We start from the raw sequence: 22,570 nt of genomic DNA, 5'->3' as shown, positions 1-22,570 counted from the left end.
GCGCGGCAGCGAGCCGCGCCGGCTCGGGCGCGGCGATGGCGCCCGGGCCGGGCGCGCCGGGCGCGCCGGTCTGCGCCGCGACCGGCGCCGCGGCCAGCGCCAGTGCGGCGAGGAGAGACGGCCGCGCGATCACGCCGCGACCTTCTCGCTCTTCGCCTTCGCCTTCAGATACTGGTGCATCGTCGCCGCCACGTCGCGGCCGTCGCGGATCGCCCACACCACCAGGCTGGCGCCGCGGACGATGTCGCCCGCGGCGAACACGCCGTCGAGGCTGGTCATCAGCGTCTTCGAGTCCACCAGCACCGTGCCCCAGCGCGTGACGCCGAGCTCGGGCGCGTCCCACAGCCGCGGCAGCTCCTCGGCGTCGAAGCCGAGCGCCTTGATCACCAAGTCCGCCTTCATCGTCTCGGCGCCGCCCGGGGCGACCTCGGGGGCGCGCCGACCGCTCGCGTCGGGCGCGCCGAGCCGCATGCGGTTGACCTCGACCGCGCTGACCTTGCCCTCGGGGCCGCTGAACTTGGCGGGCGCGGCGAGCCAGACGAACTCGACGCCCTCCTCCTCGGCGTTGGCCACCTCGCGCTGCGAGCCCGGCATGTTGGCGCGGTCGCGACGGTAGAGGCATTTCACGCTGGTGGCGCCCTGGCGGATCGCGGTGCGGACGCAGTCCATCGCGGTGTCGCCGCCGCCGATCACCACCACGTCGCGTCCGGCGGCGTTGAGCGAGCCGTCCTCGAAGGCGGGGACATGGTCGCCGAAGCCCTTGCGGTTCGACGCGGTGAGGAAGTCGAGCGCGGGGACGACGCCGGCCAGGTCGTTGCCGGCGAGGTCGATCGCGCGCGCCTGGTAGACGCCGGTCGCGATCAGCAGCGAGTCGTGGCGCGCGCGCAGTTCGCCCAGTGTGGCGTCGCGGCCGACCTCGAAGCCCTCGTGGAAGACGATCCCGCCCGCCTTGAGCCGGTCGACGCGGCGCATCACCACCGGCTTCTCCAGCTTGAAGCCGGGTATGCCGTAGGTCAGCAGTCCGCCGGCGCGGTCGTGGCGGTCGTAGACGTGGACCTCATAGCCGTGGCCGCGCAGATATTCCGCCGCGGTGAGCCCGGCCGGACCGGCGCCGATCACGCCGACCGACTGGCCGCGCGCGGGGCCGGGGACGAGCGGCTCGACCCAGCCCTCCTCCCACGCGGTATCGGTGATGAACTTCTCGACCGAGCCGATCGTCACCGCGCCGTGGCCGCTGAACTCGATGACGCAATTGCCCTCGCACAGCCGGTCCTGCGGGCAGATGCGGCCGCAGATCTCGGGCATGGTCGAGGTGGCGTTGCTCAGCTCATAGGCCTCGCGCAGCCGGCCCTCGGCGGTGAGCCGCAGCCAGTCGGGGATATGGTTGTGGAGCGGGCAGTGGACCGAGCAATAGGGCACGCCGCACTGCGAGCAGCGCCCGGCCTGATCCTCCGCCGCGGGGGTGGCGTAGCGCTCGGCGATCTCGCGGAAATCGTCGGCGCGATCGGCCGCCCCGCGCTTGGCGGGATAGGATTGCGCGCGATCCACGAACTTCAGCATGTCGGCCATCGGTGTCCTCCGACAGCCGACGTCTCACACTGACATAGGTGAGTCACGCACTTTCTGGCCGATACGTCAGCAAACCTGCCGTAAAAACTTCGATTGTTGCGCGCTTGCGCAGCGTCCTTCCACTCAGGCGTGAGAAGAAGGTCCGCTTCGGATCAATGTAGCGCGAGCAGGATGAGCGCGAGCGTGCCCGCGACGATGCGGTACCAGGCGAAAGGCGCGAACCCGTGCTTGGTCACCACGCCCATGAACCAGCGGATCACCAGCAGCGCAACGACGAAGGCGACGACGAAGCCGATCGCGATGGCGCCGTAATCGACGTGGCCGGGCAGGTCGCGGCTCTTCCACAGCGCCAGCGTGGTGGCGCCGAGCATCGTCGGGATGGCGAGGAAGAAGCTGTACTCGGCGGCGGTCTCCTGGTCGACGCGCATCGCGCGCGCGCCCATGATCGTCGCGCCCGAGCGGCTGACCCCCGGGATCATCGAGATGCACTGCACCACGCCGATGCCGAGCGCGACGCGCCACGACATCGTCTCCACCTCGCTCTTGGGGGCCGGGGGGACGGTGCGCTCGATGAACAGGATCGCGATGCCGCCGACGATCAGCGCCACCGCCACCACCGTCGGCCCGATGCCGGGCGCCTCGAGCACCTTGCGGATCGAGGAATAAGCGATCGCGCCGACGACGGCGGAAGGCAGGAAGCCGAGCAGCACATTGCGGGTGAAGCGGATCGCCGCCGGATCGCGCCGCAGCAGCCCCTCGCCGACCTTCAGGAAGCGCCGCCAGAACAGCACGATCACCGCCAGGATCGCGCCGAGCTGGATGACGATGTCGAAGGTGGCGTCGGCCTCCTTCAGCCCCAGCAGCGCGCCGGCGAGCACGAGATGCCCGGTGGAGGAGACGGGCAGGAACTCGGTGACCCCCTCGACGATGCCGAGGAGGATGGTGATCAGCAGGTCGTTCAATGTCTTTCTCCCCCCGAGCTCACCGGCGCGTCTCCCGCGCGCCGATCAGCCCGCGGTCTGGTTGATCATGCTGAAGCGCCCCGCCTTGCGGTAGCGCACCAGCCAGTTGGGCGCGACCGCGTCGATCGGGGTCGGCTCGACGCCGAGCGCGGCCAGCCCCTCGGCGCCCTGGCCGACGACGCTGTCGTGGCCCAGCAGCTTCCACTGGTCGCCCGAGATCGGCGTCAGCGGCAGCGCGGCGAGCAAGGCGCCCGCGCCGTCCGGCACGGTGACGAAGTGGGGGCGGCGGCCGATATGCTCGGCGACGCGGCGGTTGAGCTGGAGCATCGTCAGCACCTCGGGCCCGCCCAGCTCATAGATATGGCCGGCGTGCGCGTCGCGGTCGGCGATGGCGGTGAACACCGCCTGCGCGACGTCGACGACATAGACCGGCTGGAAGCGCGCGCCCGGGCGCAGCACCGGCACCACCGGCAGCCGCGCGATCATCCCGGCGAAGCGGTTGAGGAACTGGTCCTCACGCCCGAACACGGTGGACGGGCGCAGGATCGTCGCGGACGGATCGGCCTGGCGCACCGCCTGCTCGCCCGCGCCCTTGGTGCGCGCGTAGACCGAGTCGCCGTCCGCGTCGGCGCCGATCGCGGAGACATGGACCAGCGCCGCACCGGCGTCGCGCCCCGCCTCGGCGACGATGCGCGCGCCGTCGACGTGGACGCGCTGGAGATTGCCCGCGAAGGTGCCGACCAGGTTGACCACCGCATCCGCGCCCGCGACCGCGCGCTGGATCGTCTCGGGCCGCGCGATGTCGGCGGCGACGAACTGGGTCTGCCCCAGCCCGCCGAGCGGCTTGATGAAGAAGGCCTGGCGCGGGTCGCGCTGCGCCACGCGGACGCGCGCGCCGGTCTTGAGCAGGGCCTGCGCGACATAGCGGCCGAGGAACCCCCCGCCGCCGATCAGCGTGACCAGTCTGTCGTTCATGCCGTCCTTCATCTCGAACGCCTTTCCGCTACGCGCGCCGCTCTGCCCGCCGCGCCGGCCGATGACAAGGCCGGATGCGGCAGTGCGGCGAGGTTCGTGAAAATGCGTGTTGACAAGGGCGGCGACCACCCCCTAGAGGCGCCGGCCTACCCCGTGCCCAGATGGCGGAATTGGTAGACGCACCAGCTTCAGGTGCTGGCGATCGCAAGGTCGTGGAGGTTCGAGTCCTCTTCTGGGCACCATTCTTCCGCAGAGCTGATCGATGCGCCGCGCGCTGACCCGCGGCGGCGGACGGGTGCGCATCGCACCTTGCCGCGGTGGCCGGCGGGGCGCATCGCTCGCGTGATCAGCGACGAGGTCGGCGGCGACGATGGACAGCGCTCTCCCCTACAATGGCGAGGCGGCGCGGCCCGGCGAGCAGGCGGCACCCGCCTCGACCATCACCCCTGACGCAGCGGCGCGGCGCCGTCGGACGCGGAGGAGGCGCTCAGCGTCGCGGCGCGGATCGGCGACGTCGCTTATGTCACCACGCTGGCGCGACCGCCGCGCGGCTGGCGCGCGGTCGAGGCGATCTTCGCGAGCGATCCGAGGCTGACCTAGATCGTCGTGGTGCGACCGAGCCAGATCGGCGGCTCCTATCCGATCCGTCGCGACGAACGGGCCGGCGCGCCACCGCCGGGCTGACGCGGGTGCCGCTGACCCGCGGCGGCGATCGATGGTCGGCGTCCACTTGTCGGGCGGCGATGTTGCCAGCATGTTCCTCCCGTGATCGCGAGGGGGCAACGAGATGTGGTCGGCGTGGCGGCGGTTTCTCTCCTCCCGGCGGCGGACCGACACGGCAATGAGGAAGAACGAGCCTTCCGACGACGATTGGCCGAGCGCGTGGCGCGGCTATGATCGCGCGGCCGGGGCGCGGCCGGACCGTGTGCCCGCGCTGACGCTCGCCACCGCGGACGGCCGCTCGCGGCACGTCCGCTTCGACGGAATCGACGGCGACTATCTGATCGATCGCAAGCTGCGCGTCGTCGATCTGCCGCGGTCGCGTACGCAGCTCATGCGTCAGGCCGAGGCGCTGGCGCAGGCGCGGTGCTACGCGACCTGGGAGATGCCGACCGAGGCGGAGCGCGCGCTCGCCGCCGCGATACTCGCGCGCGCCGGCGTGCGACGGATCAAGCTACGGGTGATGAACCCGTGACGCTCGCGCCGGTGGCGCGGCTGGTCGCGACGATGGTGCTGTTCCTCGAGCAGGCCGACGAGGCGCAGCTCGACCTCGACTATGCGGTGAAGGTCGCCGAATATCTCTGCGCCCCGCTGCGCGCGCTGAGCTATCTGTCCGGCGGCGCGCTGGCCGCGGCGCTCGACTCGGTCGCGGAGGAGGTCGGCGGCGCGGCGGCGGCGCTGGTCCGCTCGTTGCCGGTCGGTTTCGCGCTCTACGTCGGCGCGGGCGCGGCCTTCCCTGAACCGGTCGAGCCGATCGAGGCGGATCGCGCGCGGGCGCTGGCGGCGGAGATCGACCCGCTCGCCGCGGCGCTGGCGCGACTGGTGGCGACCTATCTGCTGCTGCTCCAGGGCGCGGCGGAGGAGGTGGTCGCGCCTGCCGCGCTCGCGCGGGCCGTGTGGTGCCTGACCGAGGCGCTCTGGCGGCTCGACCGCGCGTCGCTCGACCGGCTGATCGCCGCCTTCGCCTTCGTCGCGCCGGAGTTCGACGCCGAGGCGTGGCAGGTCACGGTGATCCCGACCCGCTACGGACTGCGCGCGACCGGCGCGGACCAGCGGCGCGACCGCGGTGCCGGGCGCGGGGCGCTCACCGTGGCGGAGCTCGCGCGAGTCTACGCGGCGGCCTACGTCTTCCTCGAGCAGACCGGCGAGGAGCGGCTCGACCTCGACGTCAACGTCACGCTGGGGGAGCATATCGGTCACGCGATCGACCACCTCGAACTCGAGCAGGCGCCTGCCCTGATCGCCGCCTTCGCCGCGCTGGCCGACACGCTCTGCGTCGAGGAGGCGGCGATCGTCCGCGGTATCGCGGAGAGCCATGGCCTGACCGATCGCCACAGCGTATCGGCGCGGCTCACGGCCGGGATCGCGCACCAGCGGGCGACCTGTGACCTAGCCGGCATCTCCCCCATCGCGGCGGTGGCGGCGCATGTCGTGACGGTCTTCACCTTGCTGCTCGAGCGCTTCGGTGACGAGGAGATCGAGCCCGGCGTCGACGACGAGGGGATGCGGCGGCTCGCGGCGACGCTCCACGCGCTGCCGCCGCCGTCGCTCGCCGAGCTGATCGCCGCCTTCGACGTCATCGCGCCCGATTTCACCAGCGACGCCGATGCCGTCCGCGCGATCCCGCGCGACTTCAAGCTGCTGGAGGCGCTCGCCGGCGCGGTGCCGGTGGTGGAGGCGCCTGCGACGCTGCGCCGGGCGCGCGCCGGTCTCCCGCCCCGCGTTTCCGTGCCGCGGCTGATCGGGTGACGATCTTCGCGCGGGGGAGCCGGCGAACCTCCGGGGACGGCGAGCTCCGGAAGGCGCGGGCAGGAGGGGGTGGGGCAGGCGGAAGGTCGCGGAGAGACCGCGCGGCGCTCGCCACGCCGCCGTGGACCCCTCCGCGCAGGTGCCACGGGCAGGACGGCCCACCGCCCCCGTCCCGCTCTAGCACAGCCCCGCGCGCCTCTCCGCCGCGACGCCGCATTGCGCCGCGACTCGCGGACGCTACGAGCGCTCGTTGTGTCATCGCAACGAACCGTCGTCCTGCTCGCCGCCGCCCTGCTCGCGCGCTCCTCCGTCGACCTCCCCGCCCGCGCCGAGCCGTCGCGGCTCGCGCCGCCGCCACGCGCCGGCGCGACCGAGTGGCGCCAGCGGATCGATCCCGCCCCGCGCGGGTCGGCGCTGCTGCGCCAGGCCATGCTCGAGGAGCACAATCGCGCGCGTGCCGAGCTGGCGCTGCCGCCGCTCGCCTGGGACGAGACGCTGGCGCGCGCCGCCGACGCTTATGCCCGCGAGCTGGCGCGCACCGGCCGCTTCGCCCACGCCGCGCAGCCGCGCGGCCGCCAGCGCCAGGGCGAGAACCTGTTCGCCGGCACGCGCGACGCCTACGCCTATGCCGAGATGGTGCGCTGGTGGCTCGACGAGCGCCGCGCCTATGTCAACGCGCCGTCGCCGCGCTTCAGCCGCACCGGGCGCTGGCAGGACGCGGTGCACTACGCGCAGATCGTGTGGCGCGGCACCGCGCGGCTGGGCTGCGCGCTGGCGGCGGGGCGGCGCGACGACGTGCTCGTCTGCCGCTACGCCCCGGCGGGCGAGACGATCGGCGAGACGGCGTATTGAGCCGGCGCGGCGCGGTCGGCGGGAGCACCGTGCGCCTGCGACCGCGGCCGCCCGACGCCGCACGCGCCGTCACCGGCTCGGTCCCGGGCGTGCGCCGGCGCGGGACCTCCCGCCGCGCTACGCGCCATGAGGCTGGCCTGTGCAACCTGGCCCGTGCTCGCGTGCGCCGGAGCACCGCGACGATGAGAGATAGGCGAGCCGACCCCTAGCCCGGCGCCGCCGCCGAGCCGGCGAGCAGCCCGCCGTCGATCGTCAGCTCGGCGCCGGTGAGATAGGTCGCCTCGTCGGAGGCGAGCAGCACCGCCACCGCGGCGACCTCCTCGGCCTCGCCGAAGCGGCGCAGCGGCGTGTCCGCCACCAAGGCGCGCATCCGCTCCGCGCGCGCCGGACCGTCGCCCAGCATCGGCTCCCACATCGGGGTGAGGATCGCGCCGGGGTGGATCGAGTTGCAGCGGATCGCCCAGCCCTGCTGCGCGCAATAGAGCGCGACGCTCTTGCTGTGGTTGCGCACCGCCGCCTTGGACGCGGCATAGGCGGCGGCGCCGGGTACGCCGACCATGCCCGAGCGCGACGAGACGTTGACGATCGCGCCGCGACCCGCCGCCTTCATCGCGCCGATCGCGTAGCGGCAGCCGAGGAAGGTGCCGTCGAGGTTGACGCGGTGGACCGCGCGCCAGTCCGCCAGCGTGGCATGCTCGGGGTCGTGCGCCACCGCGCCCGCCTCGAGGCCCGTGACCCCCGCGTTGTTGACCAGCACGTCGAGCGCTGGGACGTCGCGCGCGAGGTGCGCCCAGTCGCTCTCCTCGCGCACGTCGAGCGCGCGGAAGGTGCAGCCGATCGCGGCGGCGGCCGCGGCGCCGGCGGGCTCGTCCAGGTCGGTGAGGATCACGCGCGCGCCCTCGGCGTGGAAGCGCGCGGCGATGGCGCGGCCGATGCCGCGCGCCGCGCCGGTGACGACGCAGGTCTTGCCGTTCAATCGTGTCATGTCGGTCTCGGGTCGGGAGAGAAGGGGGCGGCACGCGCCGCCGGCCGGGCCGCCTCAGCGGCGATGCGGGACCATGGGCGTCGACTCCGTTGACCGGGTGGCACGATAGCGCGCCTCCGTGGCGAGGGGAAGCGGCGGCGGCGCGAGACGGGGCGGGTGGATCGCTGGCTTTGTCATCGAAGACGCGGGCGGGTGCAGCGAGTCGGGGGCCGGAAGAGGCGTCGCCGCGTCCGCGGAAAGGGCGCGCAGAAGTACGTCCCTGGCTCAGATCAGCCCGCCACACCCTCTCCGTCATCCCGGACGGGGGCCGGGATCCACCGTGCCGCTCGCTCCGCACCCGTTGCTCCAGCGGATCAGTGGATCCCGGACCAAGTCCGGGATGACGGCAGGGGGGGGAGGGGGCCCGCCTCCGCCAGGCGCCTGGATCGCAGATGAGTGAGTGAGATTGCCCTTTCCCCCAGCAACATCGCGTTACTTTTCGCGCGCGGCCGCGTTCCTGCCCTGGATCAACGAGGAAGCGAGTTATGGGGCGGTTGCTCACCGTGGCGCTGGCATGGGTCGTCGCGATTCTCGGCGGGTTCTTCGCGGTCGCCGGCGGGGTGCTCGCGTCGCTCGGGGGCTCGCCGTATTACGTGATCGCGGGTGTCGCGATGGTGGCGAGCGGGGCGCTGCTCGGGCGCGGCCACCCGGCCGGGCGCTGGCTCTACGTGGCGGTGTGGGTCGGCACCTTGCTGTGGGCGCTGTGGGAGGTCGGGCTCGACGGGCTCCAGCTGATCCCTCGACTGGTGGCGCCGACCGTGCTGCTCGCGCTGGTGCTGCTGACCGGCTGGCGGCGCGGGCCGCGCGCGCGCTCGCGCGCGGTGCCGGCGGTGGCCGCTGGCGTGGCCGCGCTCGCCGGGCTCGGGCTGATGCTCGGCCATCAGGATGTCGCCGCGCAGGGGGCGACGCCGGGGAGCGCGCCGCGTGCCACTCTCGCCGCGGCGCCGACCGGCGCGGCCGACGCCGACTGGCGCGACTATGGCGGCACCCCGGCGGGGCGGCGCTATTCCGCGCTGGCGGACATCACGCCGCAGAATGTCGGCAAGCTCCAGCTCGCCTGGACGCAGCGCACCGGCGACCTGCCGATGCCCGCCGAGGCGACCGAGCACAAACGCGAATATCACTCGGAATCGACCCCGATTCACATCGGCGACACGCTCTACACCTGCACGCCGCACTCCTTCGTGCAGGCGATCGACGCCACCACGGGGAAGACCAGGTGGAGCTGGCACGAGGCCGCCCGGGTCGAGGGCAACAATTATCTCGTCTGCCGCGGCGTCACCTATTTCGAGGCGCCCGCCGGTACCGAATGCCCGCGGCGCATCTTCGCGCCGACGTTCGACGCGCGGCTGGTCGCGCTCGACGCCGACACCGGCCGGCCCTGCCCGAGCTTCGGCCAGGGCGGCGCGATCGACCTGCGCGCCAACATGGGCGTGTCCAAGCCGTCCGACCAGATCGGCACCACGCCGCCCGTGGTGGTGAACGGCCGGCTGATCATCGGCGAGCGCATCACCGACAACGTCAACCGCGACATCCCCTCGGGCGTGGTGCGCGCCTATGACCCCGTCTCGGGCGCGCCGGTCTGGGCGTGGGACGTCGGCCGCTCGCCCGACGCGATCGCCCCGCTGCCCGCGGGGCAGGTCTATACCCGCGGCACGCCCAACGTATGGGGCGCGATCACCGCCGATCCCGACAACGGCCTGGTCTATCTCGGCACCGGCAACGCCTCGCCCGACTATTGGATCGGCTATCGCCGCCCGTTCGACGACCGCTTCGGCAGCGCGATCGTCGCGCTCGAGGCGCAGACCGGCAAGCTGCGCTGGGTGCGCCAGCTGGTCCACCGCGACATGTGGGACATGGACCTGCCGATCGGCCCGTCGCTGTTCGACTATCGCGCGCCGAACGGGCAGGTGATCCCGGCGCTGATCCAGACCACCAAGATGGGGCAGGTGTTCTTCCTCAACCGGCTGACCGGCGCGCCGATCGCCGCGATCACCGAGCGCAAGGTGCGCACCGACGGCGCGACGCCGGGGGTGCGCGTCTCGCCGACCCAGCCCTTCTCGACCGGGATGCCGAGCTTCACCCCGCCCGCCCCGCGCGAGGTGGCGACCTGGGGCGCGACGCCGATCGACCAGCTCTTCTGCCGCATCGACATCCGCCGCGCGCAGGGCACCGGCATCTACCAGCCGATGGGGCTGAAGCCCATCATCGGCCACCCGGCGTTCGACGGCGTCACCGACTGGGGCGGCGCGGCGGTCGACCCGGTGCGCGGGGTGATGACGGTCAACACGATGGAGATGCCGTTCAAGCTGTGGCTGATGCGGCGCGACGACCCGCGCGCGGCGAAGCTGATGAAGCAGAAGCAGGGCGGCGAGAACGCGATGCAGGCGCAGCTGCAGACGCAGTATAACACGCCCTACGTCGCGGTGGTGAAGGCGTGGGTCGGCATCTTCGGCGCGCCCTGCGTCGCGCCGCCCTGGGGGCATCTCACCGCGGTCGACCTCGGCACGCGCAAGGTGCTGTGGCGCGAGGTGCTGGGCACCGCGCGCGACACCGGGCTGTTCGGCTCGCACCTCGGCGTGCCGCTCAAGACCGGCGTGCCCAACCTCGGCGGCTCGATCATCACCGCGGGCGGGCTGGCCTTCATCGGCGCCACCACCGACCAGTATCTGCGCGCGTTCGATCTCAGCACCGGCAAGGTGGTGTGGAAGGCGCGGCTGCCCGCCGGAGCGCAGGCGACGCCGATGACCTATCGCGGGCGCGACGGTCGGCAGTACGTCGTGATCACCGCGGGCGGCCATGGCGCGCTGGGGACGCGCTACGGGGATTACACGCTGGCCTACGCGCTGCCGCGGACGTGAGGGCGGGACGTGTAAGCGCGCTGAGGTGAGGCGGACCGGTTGGTGAGGCGGTGAGCTGCCGCAGCAGGCCCGTGCCCCGGCGAAGGCCGGGGCCCAGTTGGGAGCCGCTGGTGGCTCGAACATGCGCCTTGCCACCTGCGCGCCGGCGCCCGCCGGGGCACGATGCGGGCGATGCTCCGCTCACTCCATCGCCGCCACCCGGGCGTTTGTCGAATTCAGGTGAGAGACGCTGGCGAACCTCACGTCGGCCTTCCCCACTGGGCCCCGGCCTGCGCCGGGGCACTGGGACCGGAGATGCGCCGCTCAATCCACTGCCGCCACCCCGGCGGAGGCGGGGATTCAGTTGGGGACGCTCGTGGGACTCACCGACGCCATCCCACCTGGCCCCGGCGTTCGCCGGGGCGGTCCTGGCGGAACGGATCGGCGAGCCCCAGAGCCGCTCGAGCGTGGCGCCTACGCTTCCCTCAGAACACCGCCGCGACCAGCTGGCGGAAGGCGTCGCCGCGGTGGCTGATCGCGTTCTTCGCGGGCTCGTCCATCTCGCCGAAGGTGACGTCGTGCCCGTCGGGCCGGAAGACCGGGTCGTAGCCGTGGCCCTTGTCGCCGCGCGGCGGCCACACCAGGGTTCCGTCGACGCGGCCCTCGAACCATTCGACGTGGCCATCGGGCCAGGCCAGCGCCAGCGCGCAGACGAAATGCGCGGTGCGCGGCGCCTCGGGCAGCGCGGCCAGCTTGTCCTCGACCAGGCGCATCGCGTGGCCGAAGTCCTTGTTCTCGCCGCCCCAGCGCGCCGAGAAGATGCCGGGATCGCCGTTCAGCGCGTCGACGCACAGACCGCTGTCGTCGGCCAGCGCGGGCAGCCCCGACAGGTCCGCCGCGGCGCGCGCCTTGAGCTCGGCGTTCATCACGAAGGTGGTGCCGGTCTCCTCCGGCTCGGGCAGGTCGAGCTCGCCCGCCGAGACGACGTCGAGCCCGCGCCCCTCAAGCAGGGCGGCGATCTCGCGCACCTTGCCCTGGTTGTGGCTGGCGATCACGAGCTTGCCCGGGGCGAGCTTGCGGATCGCCTGCGGCTCCTTCCCCTCGCCGCTCACGCGACCGCCTTCGCCTGCGCGGCGAAGATGTCGGTGCAGCCGATCCGCGCCAGCCGCAGCAGGCGGAGCAGCGCCTCCTCGTCGTAGGTGGCGTGCTCGGCGGTGGCCTGCGCCTCGGCGATATGGCCGTTCTCGAGCAGCACGAAATTGGCGTCGGCGTCGGCGTTCGAATCCTCGTCGTAATCGAGGTCGAGCACGGGGTTGCCCTGGTAGATGCCGCACGACACCGCCGCCACCTTCTGGCGGATCGGGTCGGCGCCGAGCTTGCCGTCGCGCAGCAGCGCGTCCACCGCGAGCCGCAGCGCCACCCAGGCGCCCGAGATCGAGGCGGTGCGGGTGCCGCCGTCGGCCTGGATCACGTCGCAGTCGAGCGTGATCTGGCGCTCGCCGAGCAGCGCCATGTCGGTGACGGCGCGCAGCGAGCGGCCGATCAGCCGCTGGATCTCCTGGGTGCGGCCCGACTGCTTGCCCTTGGCGGCCTCGCGGCTGCTGCGCGTGTGCGTGGCGCGCGGCAGCATGCCGTACTCGGCGGTGACCCAGCCCTGGCCCTTGCCGCGCAGGAACGGCGGCACGCGCTCCTCGACCGAGGCGGTGACCAGCACCTTGGTGTCGCCGAAGCCGATCAGCACCGATCCCTCGGCGTGGCGCGTGAAGCGCGGCTCGATCGTGATCGCGCGCATCTGGTCGGGGGCGCGGCCGCTGGGGCGCATGAAACTCTCCTCAAGCTCGGACGGTGCCGGCCCTAGCCGCGTTGATGGCGCGGCGCCAGCGGGTTGCGGGGAGGGGGGGGGGGAAGCCGAGCCCCTCCCCTCAAGGGGAGGGGTTGGGGTGGGGCGCTTCCTCGAGCACTGCACTCGCGGAGAGGCCCCACCCCCGACCCCTCCCTTGAAGGGGAGGGGAGAAGCTTGCTCCAACGCCCTAGCGCCCGTAGCGCGCGGCGAAGTCGCGGTCGGACATCACCAGGTAGCGCACCATGTCGACGATCGACAGCGGCACCGTCACCAGCGCGCCGATCACGGTGAAGGTCAGCACCGCCATGATGATCCCCGAGGTGACCCGGCCGAGATAGAAGCGGTGGATGCCGAAGATGCCGAACAGGAAGGCCAGCACCGCGGCGATATATTTGTTGCGGTCGGTGGTCGGCACCGGCGCGGCGGCGGTGGACGTCGGCGTAGCGGGGGGCGCGGCGGCAGGCGCGACCGGCACCGGGAAGACGTTGCGCGCGCGCCCCGCCGCGGCCTCGAAGTCGACCAGCTGCCCGCGCGACGGCTCGCCGTGCTGCGCCCAGTCCTCGGGCGAGAAGGTGTAGCGTTCGCCGTCCTCGCCCGCGACCAGCCCGTCGCCGCTGCGTACGTCGACCCCGAGTATCTGTCCGCGCATCCGTGACTCCGTCGTGTCGCGCCGGTGTTCCCGCAGCCGCGCGCGAAAGGCAAGGGAGGAGCAGGGGGGCCGCTGACCCACCCGCGTCCTGCTCCCGCGCAGGCGGGAGCCCAGCGCCGTGCGCGCGGCTTCGTTGCCCCGGGCTCGCGCGAGCGCAGGAGCACGAGATGACGAACCTACAGCAGCAGTTCCTGCGGCGTCATCCGCCCGACGTGGCCGCCGCCGCGGCGCCGCGCCATCTCGGTCTCGGCGGTGTAGCGCACGTCGGGGTCGCGGTCGGTGAGGAACTTGACCAGGCTCTCCTCCTCGATCTCGCGCCACTCCTTGCCGCGGTCGGGGCCGTAGCGGACGCGCGGCAGCAGCCCGGGCTCGCTGGTCCACTGGATCAGCTGCGCCACCGAGGCCTCGTTGAGCTGGTCGCGCAGGTGGTGCGCGGTGACATAGGCGTCGGGGAAGGCACGGTGCGCGGGCAGCCCGCGCTCATGCTCCAGCCCGGCGGGCTTGCGCCAGTACCGCAGCACCTGGTTGGAGAAGCTGGGGCTGTCGGGCCACAGCCGCAGCGCGCACTTCCACGTGCAGATCCAGTCGGCGCCGTGGGTCAGCGCCGGGGTGCAGAACTGCTCCTCGAACGCCGAGCGGTGCGCCGCCAGCGCGACGCGGCGCGGATAGGGATCGAGCACCTGGCGCGCGACGTCGTGCCACCACGGCGCGTCGGCGACGTCCTCGTCGCGGATATGGTGGACCGCCTGGGTGATCGCGGGCATCGGCCGGCCCGGGTTGACGAGGATGTTGCCGCCCTCGCCGTACAGCTCCCACCGCCCGTCGGCGCCGAGCGCGACGTCCTGCCAGCCGACCTCGCACACCGCGTGCGCGGGCGGGGCCGAGCCGGTGGTCTCGAGGTCGATGACGCGGACGATCTGCGGCTGCGGGCGACGGGCGTAGCTCATGTGTCGCGTTATGTGGGGCGGCGGCGCGGGGAATGCCAGCGTGAGGTGCGGGGCGGGGCGAACGGCGCCGCCGGGACGGGCGGCGGAGCATGACCGTGCACGCCGGCTCGTCCGCGCCGGCGTGGGGCACCGAGGTCGCTGCGCTTGTTCTCGCCCTCTCGACGAGAGCAAGCGGGGGCCGGTGCGTACGACCAAGTCTCAACGACACCGGGTGTGCGCCGATGCGCACCGTCCCATCCGCTGGCGTCATCCTGGGCGTGTCTCAGGATCCACGGGGCCGCGTACCGGTTGCTCCGTCGCTGGCGAGGCCGGGTGCCGCGGGCGGCCGGTACCGCGGCGCCACGCGGCATCCTCTCGCGGGCCGGAGGAGCGGGCGGACAAGTGGATCCTGGAACGAGTTCAGGATGACGGCAGGGAGGGAGGGGGGGCTGCGCGCAGGGCGACCAGCGGCCGGCGGTCCGGACCTGCGGCCGCGGCAGCGCGGATCGCCGCGCCTCCGCCGCCCCTCGGCTCACCGCCGGAACGGGTCCTCGAACGGCGAGACCGGGCCGCGCAGCTCGCCCGCCTCGGCCGCCTCGGCGTCGCGCGCGGCCTGCTCGCGCTCGGCGCGGAGCGAGGCGATCAGCGCCTCGCGGTCGCCGTCGAGCCGCGGGTCGTTGGCCTGCTGCTCGATGCCCGCCGCCTTGGCCGCCTTGGCCACCGCCGCGTCGAGCTCGCGCTGCGTGGTGAGGCCGAGCGTCACCGGGTCCTTCGGCGTGATGTTGCCGATGTTCCAGTGGCTGCGGTCGCGGATCGCGGCGATCGTGGTGCGCGTCGTGCCGATCAGGTTGCTGATCGCGCCGTCGCTGATCTCGGGGTGGTTGCGGATGATCCAGGCGATGCCGTCGGGCTTGTCCTGGCGCTTGCTGACCGGCGTGTAGCGCGGGCCCTTGGTGCGGCGCACCTGGTCGGGGCCCTTGGTCATCTTCATGCGATAGGCGGGGCTGGCCTGCGCCTTGTCGATCTCCTCCTGCGTCACCTCGTGCGCGCGGACGGGATCGCGCCCGGTCAGCTTGGTGGCGGCGGTGTCGTCCGCGATCGCCTGGACCTCGAGGATGTGCAGCCCGCAGAAGTCGGCGATCTGCTCGAACGAGAGCGAGGTGTTGTCGACCAGCCAGGAAGCGGTGGCGTGGGGCATGAGCGGCTGGGCCATGCGGAATACTCCATAAATGCAAAGGGCCGCCCCTTCCCGGAGCGGCCGCCTGTTGCCCAACGACTTAGTGCCTGGCGCGCGCGAGGGCAAGCGGGCGTGGAGGGAGGGGGATGAGGGGGAGATCCTCGCCGCATGGCGGGGAGGATCAGAGTTTCCCTACGCCACCAACCGCAGCGTCGCCCCGAACGGCGCGAGCGCGTCGAGGAACTGGCGCGCGCTCGCCGCCCAGGTGAAGCCCGCCCCCGCCGCGGCGCAGGCGGCGCGGTCGAGCGTCAGCGCGCGCGCGATCGCCTCCTCGAGCCGCTGCGCCATCGCGCCGGTGGCGGGGGTCAGCACGTCGACCGGGCCGGGCACCGGATAGGCCGCCACCGGCGTGCCGCACGCCAGCGCCTCGATCATCACCAGCCCGAACGTGTCGGTGCGGCTCGGGAACACCAGGACGTCGGCGGCGCGATAGGCCGCGGCGAGGTCGCCGCCGAACAGCGCGCCGAGGAACAGTGCGTCGGGGAAGCGCCGCTCGAGCGCGGCGCGCGCCGGGCCGTCGCCCACCACCACCTTGGTACCGGGCACGTCGGCGGCGAGGAAGGCCTCCACGTTCTTCTCCACCGCGACGCGGCCGACGTGGAGCAGCACCGGCGCGCCGCCGCTCGACGCATCGTTCGACGCCCGCGCCGCCGCCATGCGCGCGTTCACCGCGCCCTCGGGCCGGAACGCCGGGCCGACGCCGCGGCCCCAGCGCCTCACCCGCGTCAGCCCGTGCGCGCGCAGCGTGCGCTCGATCGTGGCGGTCGAGACGAGCACCGCCGCGGCGGGATCGTGGAACCAGCGCACGTAGCGCCACACCCATTCCGGGTCCGCCCCGGTGCGCGCCGCGACATAGTCCGGGAATTGCGTGTGATAGGCGGTGGTGAAGGGCAGGCCGCGGGCGCGGCACCAGCGCCGCGCCGAGAGGCCGAGCGGCCCCTCGGTGGCGATGTGCACCGCCTCCGCGCCGAACGCCGCGATCCGCCGCCCCACCGCCGCGGGCGACATCAGCGCGAGCCGGATCTCGGGATAGGTCGGGCAGGGCAGCGACGGCGCGCCGCTGGGCGAGACCACCAGCACCTCGTGCCCGCCCGCGCGCAGCTCGGCGATCACCGCCTCCAGCGTGCGCACCACGCCGTTGACCTGCGGCGCCCAGGCATCGGTGACGATCGCGATCCGCATGCGCGCGGCTCAGGCGGCGAGCGCCGCGCGCGCGGGCACCGGGGCGGCGAGCGCGACCGCGGGCGGCGCGCCGCGGCGGCGCATCTCCTCGCCCCAGTCGAGGATCTCCATCCGCCCGTCGTGATGCTCGACCAGAGCGGTGCAGCCCTCGACCCAGTCGCCGTCGTTGTAATAGGCCACGCCCGCGATCTCGCGCATCTCGGCGGTGTGGATATGGCCGCACACCACGCCCTGGACGCCGCGGCTGCCCGCCGCCTCGGCGACGATCTCCTCGAAGCGCGAGATGAACGCCACCGCGTTCTTCACCTTGGCCTTGGCGTGCTTGCTCAGCGACCAATACGGCATGCCCCAGCGCCGCCGCACCGCGCTGACCCAGCGGTTGAGCGCCATCAGCATCGTGTACGCCGCGTCGCCGACATGCGCGAGCCAGCGGTGCGACAACGTGATCGCGTCGAACTCGTCGCCGTGGAGCACCAGCAGGCGGCGGCCGTCGGCGGTCTCGTGGATTGCCTTGCGGCGGATCTGGATGCCGCCGAAGTCGAGCCCGGCGAACTGGCGGAACATTTCGTCGTGGTTGCCGGGAATATAGACCATTCGCGTGCCGCGGCGCGCACGCTTCATCAGCCGCCAGATCACGTCATTGTGCGCGGCGGGCCAGTAGAAGCGCTTCTTGAGCTGCCACCCGTCGATGATGTCGCCGACCAGGTACATCGTGTCGCTGTCGACATGGTCGAGGAAGTCGATCAGCATGTCGGCGTTGCAGCCGCGCGTGCCGAGATGGACGTCGCTGATCCACACCGTGCGGTAGCGGCGGCGCGCGCCGGTGGCGTGCTCGGGCCGGTGAGGCCGCCCCTCGGCGTCGAACAGATCGGCGATGTCGCCCAGCGGCAGGCCCGCGGTGAGCGCGCTGATCGAGTGAACCGTCGTCGGCATGGCAGCCCTCCCTCGCTGCCCCGTTCTACGCCGCCTGTGTTACGCGCATGTCTCCGCGGCTTGACGCTGGGGTGACGCGGACGTGACGGTTCGGCGTCACGCCGAGGGAGCGCGGGGCAACGCGGCGACCCGATGTGGCGGGCGGGGTGACGGCGGCGCCCGCTCGCATCCTCCCGTTTCCGTTCGCGCTGAGGAGAGGCTGAGCTCGTCGAAGCCTCGTCTCGAAGCGGCGCCACCAGCGGGACGTCATGTGCTTCGAGACGGCGCTTCGACAGGCTCAGCGCCTCCTCGGCACGAACGGAGTGGCGTGAGGCGGGAATATCGCATGGAGGAGCCCGAAGACGCGGCCTCGCCCCTTCAGGATTTGGCCGCCGCCCGCCCGCCCGCCCGCTCAGTCGTTGTCGAGCAGCGCGTCGGCGCCGCGGCGCACGCCTTCCACGGTCGCGGCGAAGACGAGGTGCGACGCCAGCGTGTAGAGGTTGCCCTTCGCCTCCGCCTCGGGCCACGGCCCCCAGCCAGCGGCAGGGACGAGCAGGTCGTCGAGCAGCAGCATCGTCATCGCGCCGAACGGCAGGCCGAAGCCCGTCGCGGTCTCGGGCCAGCGCTCCGCCGCGGCGACATAGCCGATCCCGAGCGCGGCGCCGACGCCGTAATGCATCGCCCCGCCCGCGAGCCGGCGGTGCTTCTGCGTCACCGGGCGGCCCCCGACGACCTGGCTGACGCTGTCGGCGGCCTTGACCGTGGCGGGATCGTCGTTGCCGCCGCTCTGCCCCAGCGCGGGGGCGGCGGCGGCCTGGAACTGGTCCATCGCGAGGGAGGCGACGAGCCCGGCGCCGAGGCCGATCGCGACGGTGGTGAGGAGCGAGCGCATGAGGGTCTCCGATGATGGCGGAGGGCGCAACGCGCGAGGCCGGGGAGAGGGTGCGGGGGACGGGGATCTGATCCTCCCCTGCAAGGGGAGGTGGCAGGCCGCAGGCCTGACGGAGGGGTGACCCGGCCGGGGATGGTCGCGCCGCTCACCAGCGGCGAAACCCCTCCGTCAGCGCTGAAGCGCTGCCACCTCCCCTTGCAGGGGAGGATCTTAGCGCACCTTCATCGTCAGTTGGACCAGGCGCTCGCCGCCGCTCAGAACTTCCACCCCAAGGTCGCCTGCACCGTCCTGCGGTTGCCGTACCAGCACCATTGGTAATTGGCGAAGCAGGAGGTGAGATAGCTCTTGTCGAAGATGTTGGTGGCGTTGACCGCGAGGCTCAACCCGCGCAGCCCCGGCGCCGCCACGCCGAGGTCGTAGCGCACCAGCGCGTCGTAGACGGTATAGCCCGGGCTGTTGCGCGGCCCTGCCGCCGCCTCGCCGAAGCTCGGCGTGTAGACCCCGGCATAGGCCTCGTCGGCGTGGCGCAGCGCGCCGCCCAGCGTCAGGCCGGTGAAGGGGCCGCCCGGCGCGGTCCAGTCGAGGTTGACCGAGGTGCCGCCGCGCCCGACCGTCTCCAGCTCGCGGCCGACGCGCGACGGATCCTGCGGGTCGCTCGTCACGCGCACGCGCTGGCGGCTGAACGCGCCGCGCAGCGTGAAGCCGTGGCCGAGCGGGGCGAAGCCCTCCAGCTCGACGCCGGTGGAGCGCACCTCGCCGGTCTGTCGCGACACGGTGAAATCGGGCGTCGAGGTCAGCACGTTGGTCTGGTCGATGCGGAACCAGGCGGCGCTGAGCAGGATCGGCGTGCCCGGCACGCTGAACTTGGCGCCCGCCTCGATCTGCTTGCCGAGCGACGGGTCGGGCAGGCCGAAGCTGCCGTCGTCGCGCAGCACGCTGCCGCTCTGCGGCTGGAAGGAGGTGGAATAGCTCACGTACGGCGCCAGCCCGAACGGCAGCGTGTACAGCGCGGCGGCGCGCCAGGTGAACTTCTCGTCGCGCTGGGTCGACCCCTCCTGGGTGCGCTCGCGCGCATAGGCCCAGTCCTGCCGCCCGCCGAGCGTCACGCGCAGCGCGCCGAGCGAGAGCTGGTCCTGCGCGTACACGCCCTGCTGGCGCTGGCGCGTGTCGTAATTGCCGCCGAACGGGTTGGGCACCGCCGCGGGGGTCTGCGGCGTCGCCACCGTGCCGTAGACCGGCTGGTAGGCGTCCAGCGCGGGCGCGCTGCCGAAGGCGTAGAGCTCGGTCGAGTGCGCCACCTGGCGGTCGACCCCGATCAGCAGCTGGTGCTCGATCGGGCCGGTGCGGAAGGCGCCGCTCAGCTGGTTGTCATAGGTCCAGTTGTCGAGCTCCTCGTCGGTCGCATAGGAGGCGCGGTTGTAGACGCGCAGCCCCGCGTCCGCGGGCGCGCCGCTGACGTAGATCAGCCCGAGCCGCGCGGTGACGTTCTGGTAGCGGCCCGAGGCGCGGAAGCTCCACCCGCCGCCGAAATCGTGGCGGAAGATATAGGTGCCCGAGGCCTGCTCGCGGCGGAAACGATTGCCCGCCTCGCCGCCGTCGAAGCGCGTCGACAGCCGGCCGCTGGGATTGTCGATCAGCGTGCCCACCGCCGGGAAGACGCCGTACGCGCCATTGTGCGGGTCGTGCGAGTAATTGCCCAGCAGCGTCAGCGTGGTGGCGCCGCCCGCGCCGAGCGTCACCGCGCCCGAGATGGTCTGGCGCTCGCGCCGGCTGAAGCGCTGCTGCGTGTCGGCGCCGTTGACGCTGCCGTAGACGCGCCACAGCACGCTCTCCCCGGCGCGCCCGCCGATGTCGGCGTCGACGCGGTAGAGGTCGAAGGTGCCGTAGCTCGCCGCGACCGCGCCGTAGAGCGGCGCGTCGACCGGCAGCTTGCTCGACTGCGCCACCAGCCCGCCCGGCGAGGACTGGCCGTAGAGTACCGAGGCGGGGCCCTTGAGCACCTCGAACCGGTCGAGCCGCGACACGTCCACCTGGGGCACGGCATAGCCGGTCGGGCTGCCGAACTGGCGCAGCCCGTCCAGGAACACCGCGGCGTCGAACCCGCGCAGCTTGAACTGATCGTACACCTCGGCGCTGGAACCGCGCGTCTCGGGCGTGACGCCGGCGACGAAGCGCAGCGCCTGGTTGAGGTTCTGCAGCCCGAGCCCGGCGATGTCGGCGGCGGTGACGACGCTGACCGACTGCGGCGTCTGCGCCAGCGGCGCGCTGCCCTTGGTGGCGGAGGAGCCGACGTCGCGCGTCTGCACCCCGGTGACGACGACGTCGTCGCCCACCTGCTGCTGGTCGGGGGCGCCGGCGGCGGTGGCGACAGTGTCGACGGCGGCGTCGGTCCACGCGGGGACGAGCGGCGAGTCGGGCACGGCGGCGAGCGCCGGGAGCGGGCAGAGCGCGCTGGCGACGAGCAGCGCGCGGACGAGACGATGATGCATGTGAGAACCCCTTCTGATCGGGGCTCTATCGCTTGTGCGAACGAGTATCAATAGCTTGTTGATGAAGCGGAGCGGGCACGCGGGCGGTTGCGAGAGCCGCTTGTGCCGATAGCGCTACGTGGATATGAGATCGCGATCCGGGTCGTGAGCCGGTCGGGCTTCCCGACGTCGCGACGTGGACATGCCGGAACTAGGCACGCGAGGCCTAGCCATGGGTGTGCGGGTATAGCACAATGGTAGTGCAGCAGCCTTCCAAGCTGAATACACGGGTTCGATTCCCGTTACCCGCTCCAACCCTTGGCTGGGGCAGCGACCTCGCCCCCGCGGCGAAGCCCATCACGCCATGGGGAGCTTTCCATCGCCTGTGGCGAGCGGCGGCGAGAGCTGATCCACCGGCAGCGGACCATCCGTTCATCGCAGCTTGGCGGCTGATCCGCTCCCGCGTTCGCAGACCGCTATATCGGCGGTGCCCGGCCCTCTGCCAGCCAGTCCTCCACCGACTGGTGCGCCTCGGCGGTGCAGGCGGGTTCTCGATCCGTATCACGAGCATTTGATCCTGTGCTAGGCAGAAGCTTCACTCGCTCCGCCGAGGCCGGCAGCGGAATACAAGGAGTGCGCATGCGTCGGTGGATCGTGCCAGCCGCGGTCGGAGCTGCCTTTCTTAGCTGTAGCTCAGGCGCGGCGAGCCCAGCGCAAGGCGTGGCCTCGGGCATCTATGGTGGAGACCTACGGAGCGACCACGCCTTCGAGGCGATCGACAGCGCGACCGAGGGCCTTCCCAACTCGACTCGAGTCACCGCTCGCATGAGGCTGCGCAAGTCTGTTGCAGTAGCCCGGATCAGAATATCGACCGCAGGGGATCGGGTCGGGATCGCTTATGATGCCAAGGCACCCATCACCCTCTGGATAGGTGAAGAGCCGGTCACGTGGAAGCTGACCGACGTTCTTGTCTTCGAGGTATCGGCAAGAAGAGACGGTGACGCGCTCGCCATACGGTTTCGCGGAGAGGACAGCGATCGGACGACGACCTATCGCACTGTCGGTCGGGATCTGGAGGAGGAAACCACCATGATCGTCCCGCATGTATCGACACCGATCGTCTTCAAGCGGGTCTTTCATCGAGAGAACTGACAGGTTCCCGTAAGCCCCCTGCATCCGCCGCGCCCGCGTCCGCGTATCTCCCCGCGCAACAGGAGAGCGGCCGATGCCCGAGCCAGCGCGAGTCGCGCGCAGCATCGCGATCGGGGGCGGGCGGCGCGTGGTGCTCTACGCCCCCGCCACCGGGGATGACGCGCGCGCGCGCAACCTCGTCTGCCTCGATCGCGCCGGGCGCGTGGTGTGGCGCGGTGAGCTGCCGCCCGCGGCCGGCCCCGACCGCTTCGTCGCGGTGGAGCGCGACGGCGACTCGCTCCAGGTCGAGACGGAGAGCGGGCGGCGGCTGGCGATCAGCCCCGGTACCGGGCGCGCGCTCGGCTGAGCGGCACCACCGGGGGCGACAGGAGACTTGACAGCGCGACGCTGTCCGCGTACAAAACATGAACATCGAGATGATGCGAGTCGGGCCGGGCGGTTCGGGAGCGAGGCTCCCGCCGCGCCGGCCCGCTCGCGTTTCAGCGGGAGATCGGCGATGCGGGGCGAGCGCTCGAACGGGGCGGCGGCGCGCGCGCGTGCGCCCGCCGCCCGCGCGGAGGGCGAGGCCGCTCCGTCCGCCACGCGCGGCGCGGACCGCTCGGCCGCCGGTCGCGCGGC

At 72.6% G+C, this 22,570-nt stretch carries 19 protein-coding genes and 2 tRNA genes; 8 read left to right on the top strand and 13 right to left on the bottom strand.

Translation table 11 applies throughout. From position 1 onward, the window contains the following. Positions 1–129 precede the first annotated feature (129 nt). The 3 genes from KZ820_RS21360 to KZ820_RS21350 form a co-directional block, all read right to left on the bottom strand. Positions 130–1,569: an NAD(P)-dependent oxidoreductase gene (locus KZ820_RS21360; RefSeq protein WP_219750821.1), complete on the bottom strand. Its 1,440-nt coding sequence runs from the start codon at positions 1,567–1,569 to the stop codon at positions 130–132. A 152-nt stretch (positions 1,570–1,721) separates the two neighbouring features. After that, positions 1,722–2,531, bottom strand: a complete 810-nt coding sequence (locus KZ820_RS21355) for an undecaprenyl-diphosphate phosphatase (protein WP_219750820.1) — start codon at positions 2,529–2,531, stop codon at positions 1,722–1,724. Positions 2,532–2,576: 45 nt separating this feature from the next. After that, complete coding sequence (locus KZ820_RS21350) at positions 2,577–3,506, bottom strand: complex I NDUFA9 subunit family protein (RefSeq protein ID WP_219750819.1); 930 nt, start codon at positions 3,504–3,506, stop codon at positions 2,577–2,579. A 155-nt stretch (positions 3,507–3,661) separates the two neighbouring features. On the opposite strand from KZ820_RS21350, the gene KZ820_RS21345 reads away from it, so the two are divergent. The 4 genes from KZ820_RS21345 (at position 3,662) to KZ820_RS21330 (ending at position 6,827) form a co-directional block, all read left to right on the top strand. Continuing rightward, positions 3,662–3,748: transfer RNA gene (locus tag KZ820_RS21345), tRNA-Leu, on the top strand. 599 nt (positions 3,749–4,347) lie between these two features. Next, positions 4,348–4,701, top strand: coding sequence for a hypothetical protein (locus tag KZ820_RS21340; protein WP_219750818.1), 354 nt, complete (start codon positions 4,348–4,350; stop codon positions 4,699–4,701). Further along, positions 4,698–5,975 carry a hypothetical protein gene (locus tag KZ820_RS21335; RefSeq protein ID WP_219750817.1) on the top strand — a complete coding sequence of 426 codons (1,278 nt, stop codon included), beginning with the start codon at positions 4,698–4,700 and terminating at the stop codon, positions 5,973–5,975. The genes KZ820_RS21340 and KZ820_RS21335 overlap by 4 nt, the downstream gene beginning before the upstream one ends. A 252-nt stretch (positions 5,976–6,227) precedes the next feature. Then, complete coding sequence (locus KZ820_RS21330) at positions 6,228–6,827, top strand: CAP domain-containing protein (RefSeq protein WP_308462305.1); 600 nt, start codon at positions 6,228–6,230, stop codon at positions 6,825–6,827. Positions 6,828–7,032: 205 nt separating this feature from the next. Here KZ820_RS21330 and KZ820_RS21325 read toward each other — a convergent pair whose 3' ends face one another. Then, the gene (locus tag KZ820_RS21325) at positions 7,033–7,812 is read right to left on the bottom strand and encodes an SDR family oxidoreductase (RefSeq protein ID WP_219750815.1); all 780 of its coding nucleotides are present in this window, start codon (positions 7,810–7,812) and stop codon (positions 7,033–7,035) included. Between the two features lie 524 nt (positions 7,813–8,336). On the opposite strand from KZ820_RS21325, the gene KZ820_RS21320 reads away from it, so the two are divergent. Next, positions 8,337–10,712 (top strand): membrane-bound PQQ-dependent dehydrogenase, glucose/quinate/shikimate family, encoded by a 2,376-nt coding sequence (locus KZ820_RS21320; RefSeq protein ID WP_219750814.1) that lies wholly within the window; start codon positions 8,337–8,339, stop codon positions 10,710–10,712. Positions 10,713–11,176: 464 nt separating this feature from the next. On the opposite strand, the gene rdgB is transcribed toward KZ820_RS21320, so the two are convergent. The 9 genes from rdgB to KZ820_RS21275 all read right to left on the bottom strand — a co-directional run bounded on the left by rdgB (position 11,177) and on the right by KZ820_RS21275 (position 20,821). Then, on the bottom strand, positions 11,177–11,803 hold the full coding sequence (rdgB, locus tag KZ820_RS21315; RefSeq protein WP_219750813.1) for an RdgB/HAM1 family non-canonical purine NTP pyrophosphatase: 627 nt from the start codon (positions 11,801–11,803) through the stop codon (positions 11,177–11,179). Further along, entirely contained in the window at positions 11,800–12,513 is a 714-nt protein-coding gene (rph, locus tag KZ820_RS21310) for a ribonuclease PH (RefSeq protein ID WP_219750812.1), read from the bottom strand. The genes rdgB and rph overlap by 4 nt, the downstream gene beginning before the upstream one ends. 208 nt (positions 12,514–12,721) lie before the next feature. Then, a complete protein-coding gene (locus tag KZ820_RS21305) occupies positions 12,722–13,183 on the bottom strand; it encodes a TM2 domain-containing protein (RefSeq protein ID WP_219750811.1) in 462 nt (153 codons plus the stop codon). 176 nt (positions 13,184–13,359) lie between these two features. Then, positions 13,360–14,130 (bottom strand): 3'-5' exonuclease, encoded by a 771-nt coding sequence (locus KZ820_RS21300; protein ID WP_132909714.1) that lies wholly within the window; start codon positions 14,128–14,130, stop codon positions 13,360–13,362. 511 nt (positions 14,131–14,641) lie between these two features. Next, complete coding sequence (locus KZ820_RS21295) at positions 14,642–15,322, bottom strand: DUF1013 domain-containing protein (RefSeq protein WP_183921873.1); 681 nt, start codon at positions 15,320–15,322, stop codon at positions 14,642–14,644. A gap of 156 nt (positions 15,323–15,478) precedes the next feature. Then, positions 15,479–16,528 carry a glycosyltransferase family 4 protein gene (locus tag KZ820_RS21290; protein ID WP_219750810.1) on the bottom strand — a complete coding sequence of 350 codons (1,050 nt, stop codon included), beginning with the start codon at positions 16,526–16,528 and terminating at the stop codon, positions 15,479–15,481. Positions 16,529–16,537: 9 nt separating this feature from the next. Further along, entirely contained in the window at positions 16,538–17,461 is a 924-nt protein-coding gene (locus KZ820_RS21285) for a UDP-2,3-diacylglucosamine diphosphatase (protein ID WP_219750809.1), read from the bottom strand. A 391-nt stretch (positions 17,462–17,852) separates the two neighbouring features. Then, positions 17,853–18,332, bottom strand: coding sequence for a DUF1440 domain-containing protein (locus tag KZ820_RS21280; protein WP_219750808.1), 480 nt, complete (start codon positions 18,330–18,332; stop codon positions 17,853–17,855). 254 nt (positions 18,333–18,586) lie between these two features. Next, positions 18,587–20,821 carry a TonB-dependent siderophore receptor gene (locus KZ820_RS21275; protein ID WP_219750807.1) on the bottom strand — a complete coding sequence of 745 codons (2,235 nt, stop codon included), beginning with the start codon at positions 20,819–20,821 and terminating at the stop codon, positions 18,587–18,589. A 219-nt stretch (positions 20,822–21,040) separates the two neighbouring features. On the opposite strand from KZ820_RS21275, the gene KZ820_RS21270 reads away from it, so the two are divergent. The 3 genes from KZ820_RS21270 to KZ820_RS21260 all read left to right on the top strand — a co-directional run bounded on the left by KZ820_RS21270 (position 21,041) and on the right by KZ820_RS21260 (position 22,298). Continuing rightward, positions 21,041–21,114: transfer RNA gene (locus KZ820_RS21270), tRNA-Gly, on the top strand. A gap of 325 nt (positions 21,115–21,439) precedes the next feature. Further along, on the top strand, positions 21,440–21,952 hold the full coding sequence (locus tag KZ820_RS21265) for a hypothetical protein (protein WP_219750806.1): 513 nt from the start codon (positions 21,440–21,442) through the stop codon (positions 21,950–21,952). 73 nt (positions 21,953–22,025) lie between these two features. After that, positions 22,026–22,298 carry a DUF7957 family protein gene (locus tag KZ820_RS21260; protein WP_219750805.1) on the top strand — a complete coding sequence of 91 codons (273 nt, stop codon included), beginning with the start codon at positions 22,026–22,028 and terminating at the stop codon, positions 22,296–22,298. Positions 22,299–22,570 lie beyond the last annotated feature (272 nt).

Source organism: Sphingomonas citri, from assembly GCF_019429485.1.
Taxonomy (GTDB): domain Bacteria; phylum Pseudomonadota; class Alphaproteobacteria; order Sphingomonadales; family Sphingomonadaceae; genus Sphingomonas; species Sphingomonas citri.
This window is presented reverse-complemented; position numbering and strand designations above follow the sequence as displayed.

Bases quoted from the DNA above. Each gene is read 5' to 3' on its own strand.
- KZ820_RS21295 (WP_183921873.1), bottom strand. From the start codon at position 15,322: ATGGCCCAGCCGCTCATGCCCCACGCCACCGCTTCCTGGCTGGTCGAC.
- KZ820_RS21325 (WP_219750815.1), bottom strand. From the start codon at position 7,812: ATGACACGATTGAACGGCAAGACCTGCGTCGTCACCGGCGCGGCGCGC.
- rph (WP_219750812.1), bottom strand. From the start codon at position 12,513: ATGCGCCCCAGCGGCCGCGCCCCCGACCAGATGCGCGCGATCACGATC.
- KZ820_RS21320 (WP_219750814.1), top strand. From the start codon at position 8,337: ATGGGGCGGTTGCTCACCGTGGCGCTGGCATGGGTCGTCGCGATTCTC.
- KZ820_RS21265 (WP_219750806.1), top strand. From the start codon at position 21,440: ATGCGTCGGTGGATCGTGCCAGCCGCGGTCGGAGCTGCCTTTCTTAGC.
- KZ820_RS21290 (WP_219750810.1), bottom strand. From the start codon at position 16,528: ATGCGGATCGCGATCGTCACCGATGCCTGGGCGCCGCAGGTCAACGGC.
- KZ820_RS21300 (WP_132909714.1), bottom strand. From the start codon at position 14,130: ATGAGCTACGCCCGTCGCCCGCAGCCGCAGATCGTCCGCGTCATCGAC.
- KZ820_RS21285 (WP_219750809.1), bottom strand. From the start codon at position 17,461: ATGCCGACGACGGTTCACTCGATCAGCGCGCTCACCGCGGGCCTGCCG.
- KZ820_RS21305 (WP_219750811.1), bottom strand. From the start codon at position 13,183: ATGCGCGGACAGATACTCGGGGTCGACGTACGCAGCGGCGACGGGCTG.
- KZ820_RS21275 (WP_219750807.1), bottom strand. From the start codon at position 20,821: ATGCATCATCGTCTCGTCCGCGCGCTGCTCGTCGCCAGCGCGCTCTGC.
- KZ820_RS21280 (WP_219750808.1), bottom strand. From the start codon at position 18,332: ATGCGCTCGCTCCTCACCACCGTCGCGATCGGCCTCGGCGCCGGGCTC.
- KZ820_RS21360 (WP_219750821.1), bottom strand. From the start codon at position 1,569: ATGGCCGACATGCTGAAGTTCGTGGATCGCGCGCAATCCTATCCCGCC.
- KZ820_RS21340 (WP_219750818.1), top strand. From the start codon at position 4,348: ATGAGGAAGAACGAGCCTTCCGACGACGATTGGCCGAGCGCGTGGCGC.
- KZ820_RS21350 (WP_219750819.1), bottom strand. From the start codon at position 3,506: ATGAACGACAGACTGGTCACGCTGATCGGCGGCGGGGGGTTCCTCGGC.
- KZ820_RS21260 (WP_219750805.1), top strand. From the start codon at position 22,026: ATGCCCGAGCCAGCGCGAGTCGCGCGCAGCATCGCGATCGGGGGCGGG.